Origin of the sequence: Staphylococcus sp. Ze2 (assembly GCF_048568365.1) — a bacterium.
GTDB classification, from domain to species: domain Bacteria; phylum Bacillota; class Bacilli; order Staphylococcales; family Staphylococcaceae; genus Staphylococcus; species Staphylococcus xylosus.
Map to the genome: position 1 here is coordinate 910,720 of NZ_CP183486.1, position 18,148 is coordinate 928,867.

At 31.4% G+C, this 18,148-nt stretch carries 16 protein-coding genes; 9 read left to right on the forward strand and 7 right to left on the reverse strand.

Annotation, left to right across the window (positions count from 1 at the left end):
* Window positions 1-17: 17 nt before the first annotated feature.
* From ACM591_RS03880 to ACM591_RS03890, 3 genes are all read right to left on the reverse strand, one after another.
* Window positions 18-452: an Hsp20/alpha crystallin family protein gene (locus ACM591_RS03880; RefSeq protein WP_058625535.1), complete on the reverse strand. Its 435-nt coding sequence runs from the start codon at window positions 450-452 to the stop codon at window positions 18-20.
* Window positions 453-479: 27 nt separating this feature from the next.
* Window positions 480-848, reverse strand: a complete 369-nt coding sequence (locus tag ACM591_RS03885; protein ID WP_029378374.1) for an Hsp20 family protein — start codon at window positions 846-848, stop codon at window positions 480-482.
* Window positions 849-1,075: 227 nt separating this feature from the next.
* Complete coding sequence (locus ACM591_RS03890; RefSeq protein ID WP_029378375.1) at window positions 1,076-1,516, reverse strand: MarR family winged helix-turn-helix transcriptional regulator; 441 nt, start codon at window positions 1,514-1,516, stop codon at window positions 1,076-1,078.
* A 386-nt stretch (window positions 1,517-1,902) separates the two neighbouring features.
* Here ACM591_RS03890 and ACM591_RS03895 point away from each other — a divergent pair, with 386 nt between their 5' ends.
* On the forward strand, window positions 1,903-2,262 hold the full coding sequence (locus ACM591_RS03895) for a DUF3139 domain-containing protein (RefSeq protein ID WP_080661267.1): 360 nt from the start codon (window positions 1,903-1,905) through the stop codon (window positions 2,260-2,262).
* Between the two features lie 136 nt (window positions 2,263-2,398).
* Here the strand turns inward: ACM591_RS03895 and ACM591_RS03900 are convergent, their stop codons facing one another.
* On the reverse strand, window positions 2,399-2,746 hold the full coding sequence (locus ACM591_RS03900; protein WP_029378377.1) for a DUF4889 domain-containing protein: 348 nt from the start codon (window positions 2,744-2,746) through the stop codon (window positions 2,399-2,401).
* Between the two features lie 153 nt (window positions 2,747-2,899).
* Window positions 2,900-4,999 (reverse strand): AraC family transcriptional regulator Rsp, encoded by a 2,100-nt coding sequence (gene rsp / locus ACM591_RS03905; protein WP_418354432.1) that lies wholly within the window; start codon window positions 4,997-4,999, stop codon window positions 2,900-2,902.
* 228 nt (window positions 5,000-5,227) lie between these two features.
* Between rsp and ACM591_RS03910 the strand changes: the two genes are divergently transcribed.
* Both ACM591_RS03910 and ACM591_RS03915 read left to right on the forward strand, forming a co-directional pair.
* Window positions 5,228-5,803 (forward strand): N-acetylmuramoyl-L-alanine amidase, encoded by a 576-nt coding sequence (locus ACM591_RS03910; protein ID WP_058625533.1) that lies wholly within the window; start codon window positions 5,228-5,230, stop codon window positions 5,801-5,803.
* Window positions 5,804-5,930: 127 nt separating this feature from the next.
* Window positions 5,931-7,373, forward strand: coding sequence for a sucrose-specific PTS transporter subunit IIBC (locus tag ACM591_RS03915; protein ID WP_058625532.1), 1,443 nt, complete (start codon window positions 5,931-5,933; stop codon window positions 7,371-7,373).
* Between the two features lie 215 nt (window positions 7,374-7,588).
* Here the strand turns inward: ACM591_RS03915 and ACM591_RS03920 are convergent, their stop codons facing one another.
* Both ACM591_RS03920 and ACM591_RS03925 read right to left on the reverse strand, forming a co-directional pair.
* Window positions 7,589-8,527 carry a magnesium transporter CorA family protein gene (locus tag ACM591_RS03920; RefSeq protein ID WP_058625531.1) on the reverse strand — a complete coding sequence of 313 codons (939 nt, stop codon included), beginning with the start codon at window positions 8,525-8,527 and terminating at the stop codon, window positions 7,589-7,591.
* Window positions 8,528-8,556: 29 nt separating this feature from the next.
* Window positions 8,557-9,162 (reverse strand): TetR/AcrR family transcriptional regulator, encoded by a 606-nt coding sequence (locus ACM591_RS03925; protein WP_326026647.1) that lies wholly within the window; start codon window positions 9,160-9,162, stop codon window positions 8,557-8,559.
* Window positions 9,163-9,318: 156 nt separating this feature from the next.
* On the opposite strand from ACM591_RS03925, the gene ACM591_RS03930 reads away from it, so the two are divergent.
* The 6 genes from ACM591_RS03930 (at window position 9,319) to ACM591_RS03955 (ending at window position 18,053) form a co-directional block, all read left to right on the forward strand.
* Window positions 9,319-10,608 (forward strand): YhgE/Pip domain-containing protein, encoded by a 1,290-nt coding sequence (locus ACM591_RS03930; protein ID WP_058625530.1) that lies wholly within the window; start codon window positions 9,319-9,321, stop codon window positions 10,606-10,608.
* A gap of 370 nt (window positions 10,609-10,978) precedes the next feature.
* Entirely contained in the window at window positions 10,979-12,643 is a 1,665-nt protein-coding gene (locus tag ACM591_RS03935) for a Na/Pi cotransporter family protein (protein ID WP_029378384.1), read from the forward strand.
* A gap of 378 nt (window positions 12,644-13,021) precedes the next feature.
* The gene (locus ACM591_RS03940; protein ID WP_029378385.1) at window positions 13,022-13,801 is read left to right on the forward strand and encodes a glucose 1-dehydrogenase; all 780 of its coding nucleotides are present in this window, start codon (window positions 13,022-13,024) and stop codon (window positions 13,799-13,801) included.
* 348 nt (window positions 13,802-14,149) lie between these two features.
* Window positions 14,150-15,166: an MsnO8 family LLM class oxidoreductase gene (locus tag ACM591_RS03945; protein WP_326026646.1), complete on the forward strand. Its 1,017-nt coding sequence runs from the start codon at window positions 14,150-14,152 to the stop codon at window positions 15,164-15,166.
* Window positions 15,163-16,500 carry an LLM class flavin-dependent oxidoreductase gene (locus tag ACM591_RS03950; RefSeq protein ID WP_326026645.1) on the forward strand — a complete coding sequence of 446 codons (1,338 nt, stop codon included), beginning with the start codon at window positions 15,163-15,165 and terminating at the stop codon, window positions 16,498-16,500. Before ACM591_RS03945 ends, ACM591_RS03950 begins: the two co-directional genes overlap by 4 nt.
* 80 nt (window positions 16,501-16,580) lie before the next feature.
* Complete coding sequence (locus tag ACM591_RS03955) at window positions 16,581-18,053, forward strand: Na+/H+ antiporter NhaC family protein (protein WP_069796911.1); 1,473 nt, start codon at window positions 16,581-16,583, stop codon at window positions 18,051-18,053.
* Window positions 18,054-18,148 lie beyond the last annotated feature (95 nt).

Consider the following 18,148-nt stretch of genomic DNA (forward strand, 5'->3'; position numbering starts at 1 on the left):
TCAATAAAGTGACTATATTAATCTATTTGAATATTTGATGCTGAGTGTTCTTCTTGTTCTTTTTTAGGTAGTGTTACGTTTAACACACCATTTTCAAACGATGCTTTAATAGCAGTTTCATCTATATTATCAAAAGGATATTGACGTTTAACATCGCTATAAGTTCGTTCTTGATGAAGGATGCGACCATCTTCATCTTGTTCTTTAGTGTCGTTTGATTGCTTACCTTCAATTGTTAGAGTGTCGTTTTCAAATTGTAAACTAATATTTTCTTTTTTTAAACCAGGGAGTTCAGCTTCAATTATGAAGGCATGATCGAACTCTCTTACATCTGATTTAATGCTTGAAGTTTCAGGAAAATTTCCAAAAAATTGACGTCCAAAATCTCTGAACAACTCAGTTGGATCACCTTCAAAAAATGGATTGTTATACGGTTTTTTATCAAAAGCCATTATACATCTCTCCTTAAATTTTCAAATTTAGTCGATTGAAATTTGTGTTTTTGTTTGCTTGATTGGTAATTTTATCGTTAAGATGCCGTCATTCATAGTTGCTTTTATTTTATTTGTATCTATATGTTTAAAGATAAACTGTCTGCTTTGCTGATTAGAATTGCGTTCATTAATTAAATAAGAACCTTGTTGTTCTAAATTAGATGCACGTTTTGCTAGTATAGTTAATGTTTTATGTTCAAAATTAATAGTAATATCATCTTTTTGATAACCAGGAAGTTCAGCTTCAACTGTATAACTATCTTGTGCTTGGTATACAGTTACTTTGAAATCGTGATGGTCTGAGACTAAACTTTCTAATAAATCTTTAGTAAGATTGTTAGTACTTTGTATCATCTCTATTCACCTCTCCTTGTATCTTACAAATATAGTATAATATATTAGTCAAAGAAAGTCAAAGTCAAACTAAATAGAAATAAAAAAGACTAACCATTAGTTTAATTGAGTTAGTGTCATTGGTGGGGTGGGGACATAGTGAAAAAAGATTTAAGTAAGAGGAAAGTAAAGTCAAAAATTAAAACATGAAAACTAGAACTTCTAACTTTAACTTTACCTCTAACAGATTAAATATCTTTAGAAAAATGTTTGTTAACGAAGTGTTGTAATGTTTCTTTTAGATTAATAGCTTCATCCATATCCATATCGAATTCGCTAAATACACGTTTTGATACTTTAGAGAGTGGCTCTTTAACATTTGCACCTTTTTCAGTAAGTGCAATTTGTAGATTACGCTCATCATCAATTTCACGTGTTCTAGTTACATAGCCTTTTTTCTCAAGTTTTTTAAGTAAAGGTGTAAGTGTCCCTGAATCTAAATAAACACGTTCGCCAAGTGTTTTAATATTGAGTTTTTCATCTACTTTAATCGCTAGTAGCACAATATAGCCTGTGTATGTTAAATCAAATTCTTTTAAGTAAGACGTATACTTCTTAATGATCTCTTTAGAAGACACATAAAAAAGAAAGCATAGTTGTCTTTCTAAGTAGCTGTCTTTTTCCTCCATTTAATCACCCCTTTTGAAATTTAACCTTATTATGAACTATGGTTGTTGTCAAGGAACAGTTGTGCACCTCTTTCTACTATGGAAATAATATTTGTCGATGTTTAGTTAACTAGAAACTATATAGTGAAAAAGTACTGTAATTTATAGTGCCTTTTAAACTAATGAAGTGTGCTTTTAGAAAATGGAAAATGATGTTATATGAGAAATTAATTTAAGGAGATTTTGTTACAAAAAGTCTATATGACTTTATAAATTATTTGTAATCAGTCATACTAATAATATTATGTATTTTATTATATGATAACAGTGTAATAAAGGGTTAATGAGCGGCATAACAACACATCTATCAGTTAGAAAGTTATCGTTTTAACTAAAGGAGATTAATGATGAAAACATTTTTGAAAATCATGGGTCTATTAGTGTTGTCTCTGATTATTGCTATTGTATTTTTCTTTGGCATGAGAACATATCAGGGGCACAAAAATTTAGAATTAGTAGATCATTATATGGATGAACAAAATTTAACTGAAAAAATTGAATCTGAGAAAACATTGTATAGTGCTAAAAAAGGTTTATATTATAAGCAAGTTAAATTTAAAGATGATTCAGAACATACGTATACAGTGCAACCAATTAGTACATTTAAAGGTATTTTAGTACAAGGTTTTGATAGTGAAACTAATAAAAATATCAAAGATGCTAAACATAACGAATTTAAGCAAGATTATAAGCCAAAAGAGAAGTAGGCATACTTTATTAATAAATGAGGAGAGGCTAAGACAATTAATTTGTCCTTGCCTCTCCTCATTTTTATATTATATATTATCATGTAATTAGAGAAGTGCATGTTTGAGTTTTTGCATAGTGACTATTGTACAAATATTACATACCTTTCATTTCGCCCATGTCGTGGATTTTCATCATTAAACCATGAGGAATATCATCATGATCAACAACTTCCATTTTACTAAAGGAACCATCGCCTTCAGCTCTAATCAACTTAACAAAATCTCCTTTTTTAGGTGAAAACCCTGATTCAGCCGGTAACTTAACATCTTTTTCTATTTTATGATCTTTTTCACTGATAATTTTATCGGCAGTTGTTTCATTTTTCATATAGCCATAATAAGTTTCTTTTTGACCACTAGACAACATCATAATAATCAATACAATAGCAACAATTAACATTATTGCACTTATAGTAATTGCGAACGCTTTACTGTTTTTCAAAGTATCATACTCCTTTATATCTATTTTCTTCTGTTATATCTAAAATATTTAATTTATGCAATTGAAAGTACCAATCATCATTTAGTTAAAGTATCTTAATACAATTTAAAACTTGTTAAGTTTGTCACAATTGCAATTTTAAATTATGAAGATTTAAGACGGTAATATTCGAATATATTTTAGTTCATCATGATGCAATATAAAGTCTAAGCTATTTTTAAATTGCGTAAACTGTCTAATTTCTGCTTTTGGTATAGTGGATTGTTCAATATATCGTAATAAGGATCTTTCAATATATATGTCGTTGAATGAAGGTGGTAAAGCATAGTCAATAAATCCGCGTTCTCGGTTCAATGTCTGTATAAACAATGTGATTTTTGAATTTAATATAGGTTGTTTTAATGAAAGATTAAGTACTTCTTTTGGAGAAGTACGATGATTTACAGAATTAAATAAGAGTAAATGAATTTCTTCTTTTTCTTTTAGCATAATAAAGTTTTTATGAATAGAAATTGGCTTGCCAATAAAAGGTCTAATGAATTGATATATATACATTAAGGGTTCATAAATTCCATGGCTATTCATCAGAGCTACATCAGCTTTCTCTTTACGTATTAATTCGTAGCCAACACCACAACCTCTCTCTAACAAGATAAGAATATGACACATTAAATCAGATATTTCCAAAGGATGGCTTTCTTCATAAAACTTGAAGCAGTGCTTAGTAAGTTTTGTATATACAAACTTTGATGTATCAATATGTGATGCTTTGATTACTTTATTAAAGTAATCATAATAACTCATCGAATTATTAAAACCTTCACCTTTTTTATTTAATAGATTTCGGACTTGTACTTGTTCTATATCAATAAAATGATAATTAAAATTAAACCTTTGGAGTAATGTAAAAGCATTTTTTAAAGAATTAACCTGATTAATTACACCTTCGATGGTAATAGCCATTTTTATATTAAAGTTCAGATTTTTTATTTTAATATATAAACGATTAACATCGTTTAATGATAAATGAGATGTATCAAAGAGAATTAGGAAATTATAATTGTGTTGATGTTTTACATACTTTGGTTTGAATTTTAAAAATTGTAAGATCAAGCTTTCAATAAAATCAAACTGTGATATAGACTTTATTCTGATTGCAATGCCGATATAATCAGAGAATAGCGAATCAATAAAATCAATCATACCAGTAAGACTTAAATTTTCTAAAGAGAGATTCCTAAGATTATTAATCAATACGTAGGCATCAGTTAAATCTTTAAAACTAAATTTAGAATTAAAGTCAGACTGAATAATATCCATTAGATTATCTATGTGAATAAAGATAGTAGTGGGTTTTGCCAAATCCTTAAAATCTAATTGCTTGGCATCAATTCGTAATTGATTCGATGAAACAGGCTTTTCTTTAGTTATCAGATCAATTTGAGGTTTGAATCGATTCAAATTATTATTGATAAGTACGATGTTGTTTTGTTGTGAAGCATGTACTGATTTTCTGAATTCATTAGGTGTCATATTTAAGAAATATTTAAACTGATGAATATAATTTGAATAATGATTGAATCCATAATACTCGGATATATGGTAAATAGCGTGTTTCGTTTGAATAAGATCAGCGAGTGACAAAGCGATTTTTAGACTGGTGATATAATGTTTAAAACTAATACCTAAATATTTCTTAAACAATATAGAAATATAAGGCGCAGAAATATAAAATGTACTCGAAACATCTTTGGATGAAAGTGGTTGAGTAACATGAGCTTTTATAAACTCAGTTATATCATTTAGTAAGGTGTTTTCTGTGCATATAGATGGGATATAAGTATAGTCATGTACTATTTTTGCTTCCTTATTAATTATCGTTATAATTTCATCAAGTAAAGGTGATTCAATAGGTCCGCATTTGCTCAACTGTTGAATCATCGTTAAAATTTGAAATTTAAGATATTCATTTGAATTTAACAATTTATAATTATAGTAAAAATTGAAGAAACTTTTGATTGTTTTTGTGAATTGTTGAATGGGGATACTCAATTCTACTACTTGTTCAGCATCTGAAATATGATATAAATCATTGTGGTTTATGATAATAATATGATTTTCTGCAGATAATTGATATCCATTTAGGGTAACATCTAGCTTATTATTTAATGAAAATAAAAGTATGACTTGATGTATACACCGTTGTGTATGAGTATTTAGAAATTCATGAATACACAAAGTTGTACTTTTCATAGTAAAGGCAACTCCTGATAATAATTTAAAGTGGTATATTGTTTAAAATACATTATATTACAAAAAGTTATGAATTTTAATGCTTTAAATATAAATAATTTTTAATATTATAAAGAGGTTAGGTGTTAAAAATTAAATTTTGGGCAATGTATTTTGAGTAAAAGATAATTTTTTCTGAGAAATCAACTTAAAATTTCATATTGTTCGGTTTGTCGCGGAGGTTTTAAAATGCAACATATTTATTCTGAATTTTACAATCAAGAATCTAAAATCACGAAATTAAAACCAGAAGTATTAGGTATCGTGTTACATGACGATGCAGAAAATAATAGTGCAGAGGATTATATTGTCTGGCTACAGCAAAGGATAGATAATAATGAATTGGAAAAAGGATGGGCGTGTGTGTATGTTAATAAGCAAACATGTTATTGGTTTCATCCATCTCAATATGTAGAATGGCACTGTGGTAATGCTTTTGCGAATGATCATTATATTGGTATAGAACGTTGCCAATCAAAAATTAACGGGATATTGACTGATGAACAATTTGGGGAGAATGAAGAAGCAAGTTATTGGATTGCAGCCTTACTATTGAAAAAGTACCAGTTACCTGTAAATAGAGAGACAGTGAAACTACATAAAATGTTTTTTGATACGGAATGTCCTGCAAGGGCGTGGTCAATTCATTTGAATAATGCACCTACAAATGAAGAAAATATAAAAATGTTACAAGACTATTTTATCGACAAGATTAAGTATCATTACTTCAATATAAAAGAAAGTGATATGTTAGCAGTTGACTAAATCTTAAAACTTTAAATATAGTCACAAAGAATATACAAAAAGAGGATTGCGTTATTTATTGGAACCGATTACAATATGATTATAGAGTTTTTTGGTACCGGTTCCATTAATTGAAGGAGGTTATATAATGAATTATAAAAAGTCTGCAGAAAATATATTGCAAGCGCTTGGTGGGGAAGATAATGTTGAAGCAATGACACATTGTGCAACGCGCTTGAGACTTGTATTAAAGGATGAAGGCTTGGTTGATGAAAAAGCGTTAGGGGACATGGATGTTGTAAAAGGAACGTTTTCAACTGGGGGACAATACCAGGTTATCATTGGTTCTGGTACGGTAAATAAAGTATTTAGTGAATTAGAAAATATTACCGGCAAAGAAGCATCTTCGGTGTCAGAGGTGAAAACGCAAGGCACTAAAAACATGAATCCTTTTCAAAGGTTTGTGAAAATGCTCTCAGATATTTTTGTTCCAATCATACCAGCAATTGTAGCTGGTGGTTTGCTCATGGGTATCAATAATATATTAACTGCACCAGGTATTTTTTATGATAATCAATCATTAATAGAAGTACAAAATCAGTTTAGTGGCTTAGCTGAAATGATTAATATTTTTGCTAATGCCCCATTTACATTATTGCCTATACTAATTGGTTTTAGTGCTGCAAAACGATTTGGAGGCAATGCATACCTTGGAGCGGCGCTTGGAATGATATTGGTTCATCCAGAATTGATGAGTGCTTATGATTATCCTAAAGCATTAGAAGCGGGAAAAGAGATTCCTCATTGGAACTTATTCGGTCTCGAAATTAATCAAGTAGGGTACCAAGGTCAAGTCTTACCAATGCTAGTAGCTACATATATTCTTGCAACAATTGAAAAAGGACTAAGGAAAGTTATACCAACAGTATTAGATAATTTATTAACACCTTTATTAGCAATATTATCAACTGGCTTTATAACATTTTCATTTGTTGGTCCATTAACACGTACTTTAGGGTATTGGCTATCAGACGGTTTAACGTGGCTATATGAATTTGGTGGTGCTATCGGTGGGCTTATATTTGGTTTGTTATATGCGCCAATCGTTATTACAGGTATGCATCATAGTTTTATTGCTATTGAAACGCAACTTATCGCTGACAGTTCATCAACGGGTGGTTCATTTATATTCCCTATTGCAACAATGTCTAATATTGCACAAGGAGCGGCTGCCCTTGCAGCGTTCTTTATTATAAAAGAAAATAAAAAATTAAAAGGCGTAGCCTCTGCTGCAGGTGTATCAGCTCTATTAGGTATTACAGAACCAGCAATGTTTGGCGTGAACTTGAAGCTAAGATATCCATTTATAGGGGCAATCGTAGGTTCAGGTATTGGTTCTGCCTATATAGCATTCTTTAAGGTTAAAGCTATTGCATTAGGTACTGCAGGTATACCAGGATTTATATCTATTAGTGGTCAAAATAATGGTTGGTTACATTATGGTATAGCAATGATTATTGCATTTATCGTAGCTTTTGGCGTAACATACGCTTTGTCATATAGAAAGAAATATAGAAGCATAGTAGTATAAAAGTATATTAAGGTTGAGGGTATTACAAAATTTATATTCTCAAAATAAAAGACTAATCCTTATGAGAATGGATTAGTCTTTTTTATATTTATGCATACTTCTAGTGAGATAAGTCGATCCTATAGTCTTTCATTCACACTATTTTCACGAGTTTAAGTACGTTTTTAAAAAATTATAGAGATTTTGTACGAGTTAATAAGCGTTTTTAATCTAATTCACAACTTTTGTTTGCGCCATAAAAATGCGCCTACGATGGTCACGATAATTAGAGAAATGCCAATCACAATGAGCCATGAAATATAACTATGGTCATCAATAGGTAAGGGGACATTCATACCGAAAAAACTAAATACTAACGTTGGCAAAGTTAAAAATACAGTGAAAAGCGTTAATGTTTTCATCGTATTATTCATCTCATTTGATAGTAATGATGCGTATGAAGTAGTAATACTTTCTAATATATCTGTATAAAGTCTCGTCGTTTCTAAGGCTTGATTATTTTCGATTAATAAGTCCTCTAAAATGTCTTCATCTTCATCAAAGCGTTTCATAGCAGGTAAACGGAATAATTTTTTTACTATGCTTTCATTACCTTTAAGTGCAGCTAAAAAATAAACTAAACTTTTTTCTACTTCCATTAAATTATAAAGTTGTTTATTTGTGACGTTATTCTTTAAGTCACGTTCAATACGTACACGTGTTTTATTCAGCAATCTCAAATTTCTGTTGTAATGATTTGTAATTGTTAACAATATGTTTAATGCAAAACGACTATGAAAGCGTAAGTTTATATTCTGACGCGCAAAGTTTTCTAAGAATTCATTTTCAACATTACATATAGTAATGATTTTTTTATTTCCAATAATAATTCCTAAAGGAATAGTAATAAATGACAATACTTTTGAATTAGTGTCATTAATAATAGGCAAATCTAATATAATTAATGAATAATGCGAATCTTCATCGTATTCAACACGCGCACTTTCTTCTCTATCTAGTGGATCGCGTATGAAATCTTCAGGAACGTCATAGCGATCTATAAGCATTTCGATTTCCTCCCAGTTGGGATCAACGACATTAACCCATGAAGCTGTGTGATCCAGTTCAGATTCGATTACTTTATCTGTTTGTGAATGTTTATATGCAGTTATCATGATAATTTGGGGTCCTTTCTTCAGAAGTGTTATTTATATTGTTCTTTTGCCATTAGACGTAATGGACCGTTAAATATAATTTTGAATAAATGATCGGCAACAATATTGGGTTCCATTCTATTATTATCTTGTACCCAATGTTTGATAAAAGAAATCGTCGCACCTGAAACATAACTATGAAAATAATCTATTGGAATGCCTGAAATTTTTTGCTTATTGCTAATAATTTTAACCATATTAGCGTACATAAGCTCTGAAATTTTATCTTCAAGCTGACTCTTTCTATCTAACTTAAAAATAACTAAGTAAAAATCGATATCTTTTTGTATATGAAGAATGATATTTTTAAGAATTTTTTTCGAAAAATTTTTAGCGAAATCTTCTAAATTTGAGTCTTGCATAACTAATTTAGAAGTACCTATTTCATCAACTAAACTAGCGAGAATCTCATCTTCCAGGTCTGAAAGTAAAATATATTTATCTTCGTAGTGTAAATAGAAAGTCCCTCGGTTAACATCTGCAAGCGTTGTTATATCTTGTATCGTTATCCGTTCTAGTTCTTTTTCTGCTAATAATTTTATAAAAGCTTGTTTTATTGCATTTTTAGTTTTTCTGACACGACGATCTTCTACCATTTTGTTCAACTCCTTAATCTTTAATAGACAAACCATGTTTATTTGTTGATAAACAAACAAAATGAGGTTTATTGCATATTGCTTATTGAATTATGCTTATTATAATAAACAAAGTGGTTATTAATCAACACGGTGTTCAAAAAGGGGGTCAATTATATGAATATATTTAAAAATAAATTACTTTGGATAGCACCCATAGTAATTCTAATCATCTTGGCCATATTTTCAATAGCATTTTATCCAGCTTATAATCCTAAACCAAAAGCTTTACCAATTGCTATAGTTAATCAAGATGAAGGTACATCTATTCAAAATAATGACATTAACATTGGTGAAAAATTAGAAGATAAACTATTAAACAGTGATTCTGATACTATAAAATGGGGTGAAGTAGATAATGAAAAAGATGCTCGAAAAGGATTAGATGAGCAAAAATATTTTGGTGCAGCTATTTTTGAAAAAGATTTTTCAAAACATGCAATGAGTAAAACTCAAAAAGTAGTAATGGATAGTAAAAAGCAAGAAATGCAAGAGAAAATACAATCAGGTGAAATACCGCCAGATCAGGCTAAAAAAATGCAAAGTCAAATGGCTAAGTCTGGTGCTTCACAAGACATAACTGCCAGTCGAGCAGAATTTAAAACATTGACTAATAGTGGTGCGAATATGCAAGCATCACAAATTTCTTCAAATGTATTAAAAGGTATCGGTGATAATTTAAATGAACAAATAACACAACAAGGTTTAGATACTTTAGAAAAACAGGATGTTAAAGTTAACCCTAGTGATATTCAAGGACTTACAAATCCTGTAAAGGTATCAGATCAAAAGCTTCATAAAGTTAAAGGTCACCAAGGTAATGGAAATGCATCATTCTTAATGTTTATGCCAGTGTGGATTAGTTCAATCGTTGCATCTATTTTGCTATTCTTTGCATTTAGAACTTCAGATAACATTATAATTTCTCACCGTATTATTGCGTCGTTAGGTCAATTGGCTATTGCAGTTGTTACTGCCTTTGTAGGTGGATTTGGTTATGTATACTTTATGTCTAGTGTTCAAGGATTTGACTTCCCTGACATTAATAAAATAGGCCTTTTTGTTTCTATTGCATTATTAGGCTTTATTGGACTTATTTTAGGCGTTATGAGTTGGTTAGGTATGAAATCTATTCCAATATTCTTTATAGCAATGTTCTTTAGTATGCAACTTGTAATGTTCCCTAAACAAATGCTTCCTCAATTTTATCAAGATTATGTTGTGAGTTGGAATCCATTTACTCACTATGGTGAATATTTGAGAGAATTACTTTATATGAATCAACCACTAGAAATGAATACGACTATGTGGATGTTTGTCGGTTTTATTATTTTTGGAGTTATTTCTTCAATAAGTGCCGCAATCATTAGAAAACATAGTGAAAAACGTACAGAAGTTCCTTCATAAGCATATAAAATATAGCACTATTTCTTGTATTGTTATTGATTAAAAGAAAAGATTTTTATTAGCGGGGTTAGCTATCAATTTGATAGCTAACCCCTTTTAATATAAGAAATTTATTAAAATGCTTATATTAAAAGGGGCGTATAAATCATAAATAGTCATTTATTTGAAAGTTAATTGTTATAAAATAGAATGCTTTTGTTTTTATTAAACTCTGTCATTGCACTGTTTATAAGCATATTGAAAACTAAATGAAATATGATTACATAATTGTTTAGCACATTTTCTATAATTTTAATAAAGAATTAACATTTGCTTAACAAAAATAAGTTATAATTCACATAGTTTACAAATAATTTAAAGAGGTGTGACGATGGATTCTTCTGTAATGGAGATAATTTTCACTTTTATCGGTGGTTTAGGTATATTCTTATACGGAATTAAACAGATGGGCGATGGCTTACAAGCAACTGCTGGCGATCGACTGAGAAGTATATTAAATAAATTTACGAGTAATCCAATCATGGGTGTTTTGGCAGGTATGATTGTTACAATTTTAATTCAAAGTAGTTCAGGGACTACTGTCATTACGATTGGTCTTGTAAGTGCAGGATTTATGACAATGCGACAAGCAATCGGAGTTGTTATGGGAGCGAATATAGGTACCACGGTTACAGCATTTATAATAGGTATTGATATTGGTGCTTATTCACTACCCATCCTAGCTATTGGCGCGTTTTTAATTTTCTTTATTCAGAAAAGAAAAGTTAAAAATATAGGTATGATTTTATTTGGGTTTGGTTCTCTTTTTTATGGTTTAGAGTTGATGAGTGGTGCAGTGAAGCCACTCGCTAATTTAGATGGGTTTAAACAAATCATGTTAGATATGTCATCAAATCCAATATATGGTGTTTTAGCTGGTACATTCTTAACAGTTATCATCCAAAGCTCAAGTGCAACTATTGGTATCTTACAAGGGTTCTTTGCTAATGATTTAATCAGTTTACATGGCGCGCTACCAGTATTACTAGGTGATAATATCGGTACAACGATTACTGCAATACTTGCAAGTTTAGCAGGGTCTCTCGCAGCAAAACGTGTTGCAGCAGTTCATGTCATGTTTAACGTGATAGGTGCAGCAATATTCTTGCTCATCTTACCGTTGTATCAATTAGTTATTGAGTGGATGCAAGGCGCATTGAATTTAAAGCCAGAAATGGTTATTGCATTTGCACACGGTACATTTAATGTAACAAATACTTTAATTCAATTACCATTTATTTTTGTACTGGCTTGGATAGTTACAAAAATTATTCCAGGTGAAGATATCAATGAAAAATACAAACCAAGACATCTTGATAAGAACTTAATTAATAGAGCACCTAACATTGCTCTACAAGAAGCTCAAGATGAAATTCAAAACATTGGTAGAATGACGTTATCCATGTTACAAAAAGTCAATCACTATGATGAAAAAACCGAAAAGGATATTATTCAGAAACATGCAGCAATTGACAATATGTATGATAATGTTAGGCAGTATCTTACTAAAATTTCTGAGAAGAAGTTGTCACAAGATGATGCCGAAAGGATGTCCGTGTTATTCGACGTTAATCGCACGATGTTGAAAGTAGCTGGCTTATCAGAAGCTTATTTATTAGATTTGAAGAAAAAAGATACAGATCCTATCAAAATATCTGATAAAGCTGAACAAAGTATTGAAAAGCTTTACAATCATGTTAATATGTCATTTGAAAAGACAGTTGAAATGTTCAACGTTTATGACAGAGTTAAACGTGATGAAATTGTTAAAATAAGTAATGACTCTTACAAACTAGAACATGATTTAAGGAAGAAACATATTAAGCGTTTAAGTTCAGGTGAGTGTTCACCAGAAGGCGGCTTATTATATCTAGATATGATTGCAATATTAGAGCGAATTGGTTACCATTCTAGAAATATATCAGAATCAATGGTTGATATTGATGAAATAGAATTAGAAGAACATGTGGAAAATCCATTAGGTTGGTCTTACTAAATAATATGTAATCGTAAAAATTAGCATTTAAGTAATTATAAAATGGCGACAGCGACATTAGACGAGACAGAAATCGAATTTTGATTTCTGTCTCGTCTTTTATATATAAATTATTAAAATAACTATTACTGATGTTAGTTACAGATTTATTAAGTTATGCAGTTTTTTATATTTTAAAGATTACTTTAGTAGCAATGCTAAAGCAGATGCCAAAGTTCATATATACTATTTAGTAATTGAATTGTTTAGAGTGAATATACAGGAATTATATTCAGAATTAAATATAGAAAACGAATTCAGTAAGCGTTTACACTATCTTTGAATATCAATTTATTTTACAATTATAAATAATAGACGAAATAAATGGAGGCTACATATATGAGTGTTTTAGACAAATTTAAATTAGATGGTCAAGTCGCAATCGTGACAGGAGGTGCTTCAGGACTAGGAAAAGCAATGGGGAAAGGATTGGCTGAAGCTGGTGCAAACTTAGTTATTGCCGATATTAATTTAGATTTAGCAAAAGAAACAGCAAATGAATTTGAAACTGAAACAGGAAATCAAGCTTTGGCATGTAAAGTAGATGTAACAAATGTGTCAGACGTTGAGCAAATGGTTTCAGATGTAATGGATAAGTTTGGACGTATTGATATTCTATTCAACAATGCTGGAATCAATGAACATGTTAAATTTGAAGATATGCCTTACGATCGTTGGGTTAAAAATATGGATGTCAATATTAACAGTATGGTTTTAGTGTCACAAGCTGTAGGTAAAGTGATGATCGAACAACAAAAAGGTACTATTGTAAATACTTCTTCTATGTCAGGTATCATTGTAAATACGCCACAACCACAGGCGGCATATAATACTTCTAAAGGTGCAGTAATTATGTTTACTAAAAGCTTAGCAAATGAATGGGCAGAACATGGTATACGTGTAAATACGATTGCTCCAGGTTATATGGAAACAGAACTAACTAGAGACTATTTTGCTCAAGGTGGAGAAATGATTGATACATGGATGAATTTCACACCATTAGGTCGACCTGGTGTACCAGAAGAATTACAAGGTGCAGCATTATATTTAGCTTCTGATGCGTCATCATTTGTTACTGGTAGTGTTGTTACAATTGATGGGGGATATACAGCATTATAAATAATTAGTGCTTAACTCTGATAATAGTGTACAACTCTTGGAATTTAAGCGCGCGGCTTAAATTATGTTTCACAACTTTCAAAGCAACAAACGATGATAAAAAGCTTTTCATAACAGATTGTGACTATTTTAAAATTATATAAGAATATTGAAATAGGGGTTGAGGCAAAATAATACTCAATCCCTATTTTTTATGATGGTTTTTAAATTTCTTATATTAAATGACTCTTAGGTGTCTAATATTATTTAATCCTTACTAAAACGATAAGAATACTTGACAAAAATGTTTGAGGAGCATAATATTACTAGTAATCTAATATTCAGAAAACTGATTTGGGGGGATTACATATGACATCTATGAGTATTCTAGATCAAAGTCCAATTGATATTAATGAAACTGTAAATGATGGTATACAACGAACTGTTGAATTAGCACAACTAGCAGATAAATTAAAATATACGAGATATTTTGTTTCAGAGCACCATAATATTCCAGAAGTTGCGGGTACAAGCCCAGAAATATTAGTGACACATCTACTCAACAAGACTAACGAAATTCGTATTGGCTCAGGAGGAGTCATGTTACAGCACTATAGTCCTTTTAAAGTAATAGAACAATTCCATTTTATTAGCCACCTTGCACCAGGTAGAGTAGATTTAGGTATTGGTAAAGCACCTGGTGGATTTCCATTATCTACTCAAGCATTGCAGTCAGAATTCAAATCGCCACAAGTTACATTCAATGATAAATTCCAACTGTTAAACAATTTCAATAATCGCAGTTTTAAAGAAGATGACGCATATAATCAATTACAAACTTCTATAAGAGATGGTGATATCCCAGCACCTGAGCTCTTTTTATTAGGAGGTAGCGACCATTCCGCACAATTTGCAGCAAAAGAAAATGTCGGCTTTGTATATGCTTTCTTTATAAATTCTAACGTCGATATATTACGAAGTGCAGTAAAATCTTATAAACAACAATACCCAGAAGGACGTTTTATTGTTGCTGTAGCAGCAGTAGTAACAGAAAATGAAGATGAAAAAGCATTAGTTGAAGAGGGTCGTACAAATTATGCTTTGCATTTTAAAGATGGTAGAAAAATTACTGTAAATACTAAGGAGCAATTAGAAGAATTTAGTAAACAAAGCCCAGAACATTTTGAAGTAGAAGAAAAGCAAATAGACGTTTTAGAAGGATCAGCTGCTGAAGTTCAACATCAATTATCTCAGTTGAACAATGAAGGGCTCATCGATGAGTTTATGTTGCATATGCCAATACAGAATCACAAATTAAGAGTGAAAACAGTGGAGCAACTTGCTCCATCATATACAATTGCTAACCAGAAAGAAGGGGTATTATGAGTCAGAAAAAAATAGATTTCGGTATTATGTTAAATGGTCCGGGTAGTCATATGCATGCTTGGAAATCTAATGAGGTTCCTAGTGATGCAAGTACTAACTTTGAATACCAACTAGATATTGCTAAGAGAGCAGAGCGAGCAGGTTTTAGTTTTGTTTTTGTAGCAGATGGACTTTATATTCATGAGAAATCTATTCCTCATTTCTTAGACAGGCATGAACCTTTAACACTACTTGCTGCACTTGCGCCGATTACTCAAAAAATTGGTTTAGTTGGTACAATTTCAACTTCCTATAGTGAACCTTTCACTGTTGCGAGACAGCTAGCTACGATCGATAATATCAGTCATGGACGTGCAGGTTGGAACGTTGTTACATCACCACTTGAGGGTAGTGCTGATAACTATAGCAAAGGTGCTCATCCAGAGCATGATACGAGATATGATATCGCTGAAGAGCATATTCAAGTTGTACAAGGACTTTGGGATTCATATGAAGATGATGCCTTTAAATTTGATAGTGACAAAGGCGAATATTTAGACAAAAACAAAATGCACACATTAGATTATAAAGGTGAATATTTCCAAATAAAAGGGCCGTTAAATGCAAGTCGTTCTGAACAAGGTCAACCAGTTATTTTTCAGGCAGGCGCTTCACCTAAAGGACAAGACTATGCTGCCAAATATGCAGATGCAGTTTTCACATTAGGAGAATCAAAAGAAAGTGCACAACGGAATTATGAAAGTATTAAAGATCAAGCCAAGGCTTATGGACGTAACCCCGATGAGGTAAGAGTATACCCGATTTTAGCACCAGTCATAGCTAAGACTGAATGTGAAGTAGAAGCACGTTTTGAAAATATTAAGACTTTAGCAAATATTGATGAAGCGTTAGATTATTTAGGGCGTTATTATGATCATCATGATTTTAGTCAATATGACTTAGATGCACCTTTTCCAGATTTAGGCGAAGTTGGTCAAAATAGTTTTCGAGCTACAGCAGATGCAATAGCTGATCGTGCAAAAACAAATCACTTAACGTTAAGAGAAGTCGCGCTAGAAGAAACAGTCAGACGCTCTCCATTTATGGGAACATACGAAGATGTAGCAGATTTAATTATTGAATGGGTAGAAGACGGCGCAGCAGATGGTTTTATTTTTGGTCCTCATATATACGGCGCGGTTTATGATGAATTCTTAGAAAATGTATTACCTATTTTAGAGGAAAAAGGCTATTATGATAAAGCGTTTCATGGTGAAACATTAAGAGATCATCTTGGTCTTCCTTTTAAAGAAAATAGATATACACAATCTAAACAATCTCGTGTTACAAATTAAAGCTTTGCAAGCATTGAAATTGATGGGCACAACTAAAATATAAAAGTTGTGCCTGTTTTTATTATAAGGAGTGAACGACTATGTCAGAATCTAGTACAACATCTTATCAAAATACTGTTAATCAAACAGCAAATAAAAACACTATAAAGACAAAAAGTAAATTAGAGTTACCACATGTGTTATTAATGATGTTAATAATGATGATGTTTGCTTGTTTTTTGACATATATCATTCCTGCTGGCGCGTTTAGTACCGAGAAAGATGGGTCGATGATACAAGGGACTTACCACGCAATTGCTCAACATCCTGTGAATCCATTTTATGCAATAACTCTGATTCTAAATGGTGGTATACAATCTGCTCAAACAGTCACTTTACTATTATTTATAGGTGGTTCGATGGGGGGCATTCTGCAGTTGAATTCAGTTACGAAAATAACCAATTTCATGATTTATCGGTTTGAACATGCAGGTGCATTACCTTTAATCATAGGTTTATTCTCATTGATGGCATTTATCGGATTCTTTGTTGGTGGGGACCAAATGATTGTGTTTGTAACCTTGGGCGTCATTTTAGTAAGACGTTTAAAATTGGATCCCATTATGGCTTTAGCGATTACATTTTTACCTTTGTATATGGCATTTTCAGTTTCACCATCAGGCATGGCTAAAATCGGACAAATTGTATATCCTGATGTCGCACTTTATTCAGGTTACGGTGGTAGGGCAATTATGTATCTTGTATTTTTAGTTGTGACCTTATTATATGTAATTTGGTATGCGCGAAGAGTAATTAAAAATCCAGATAATAGTATGATGACAACAAAAGTTTGGCAACAGCAAAATGATTCTCCATCAAATAGTGAAGTGAATTTAGAAGATAGCACAGTAAGTTGGAGAGATATTATTGTCGTTAGTTTAGTTGTCGTGACACCAATCATTTTAGCTTTAGGGAATGGTTTGCTCAATTGGACTGAACGGTATGGTAATGGTGTTTTTATTACAGTATTTGGTTTGAGTTTTGTGTTAGCCTATGTTGTTAAAGGGCAACGGCCATCTGAAATGGTGGATGGATTTTTAGAAGGAGCGAAACCAATGCTTGTAGTTGCTTTTGCAATCATTATGGCAAATACTATTAGTGTGATATTGGAAAAAGGTCAAATATTAAGTACTATAGTGCATGGACTGACGACGCAACTTGATGGTGCCTCATCGGGTGTTGTTTCAGTGTTAGTGTTTTTCATAGCTACAATATTTAATTTCTTAGTGCCTTCTGGTTCTGGATTGATGAGCGTGATGGTGCCTATATTACAGCCTGTTACCACAGCATTAGGAGTTAATGATCAAATATTATTAACTTCATTATCTTTTGGTGGTGGATTAGGTAATCTCATCACTCCGACACTAGGTGCTACAATTGGTGCTATAGCTATAGCTAAAGCTAATTTTGGTTCATGGTTTAAATTTATGGCACCGCTATTTGTCATATGGATGATAATTGGTGGTGTGATACTTTATATATTTACGGCAATTGGCTGGAGCGGTGGTATATAATTGATATTCAAAATAAAAGGAACAATGATGACTTTATCTAAAAGTAATTTTACGTTTAGAACATTAAAGTCCATCATTGTTCCTTTTTTTGTTTT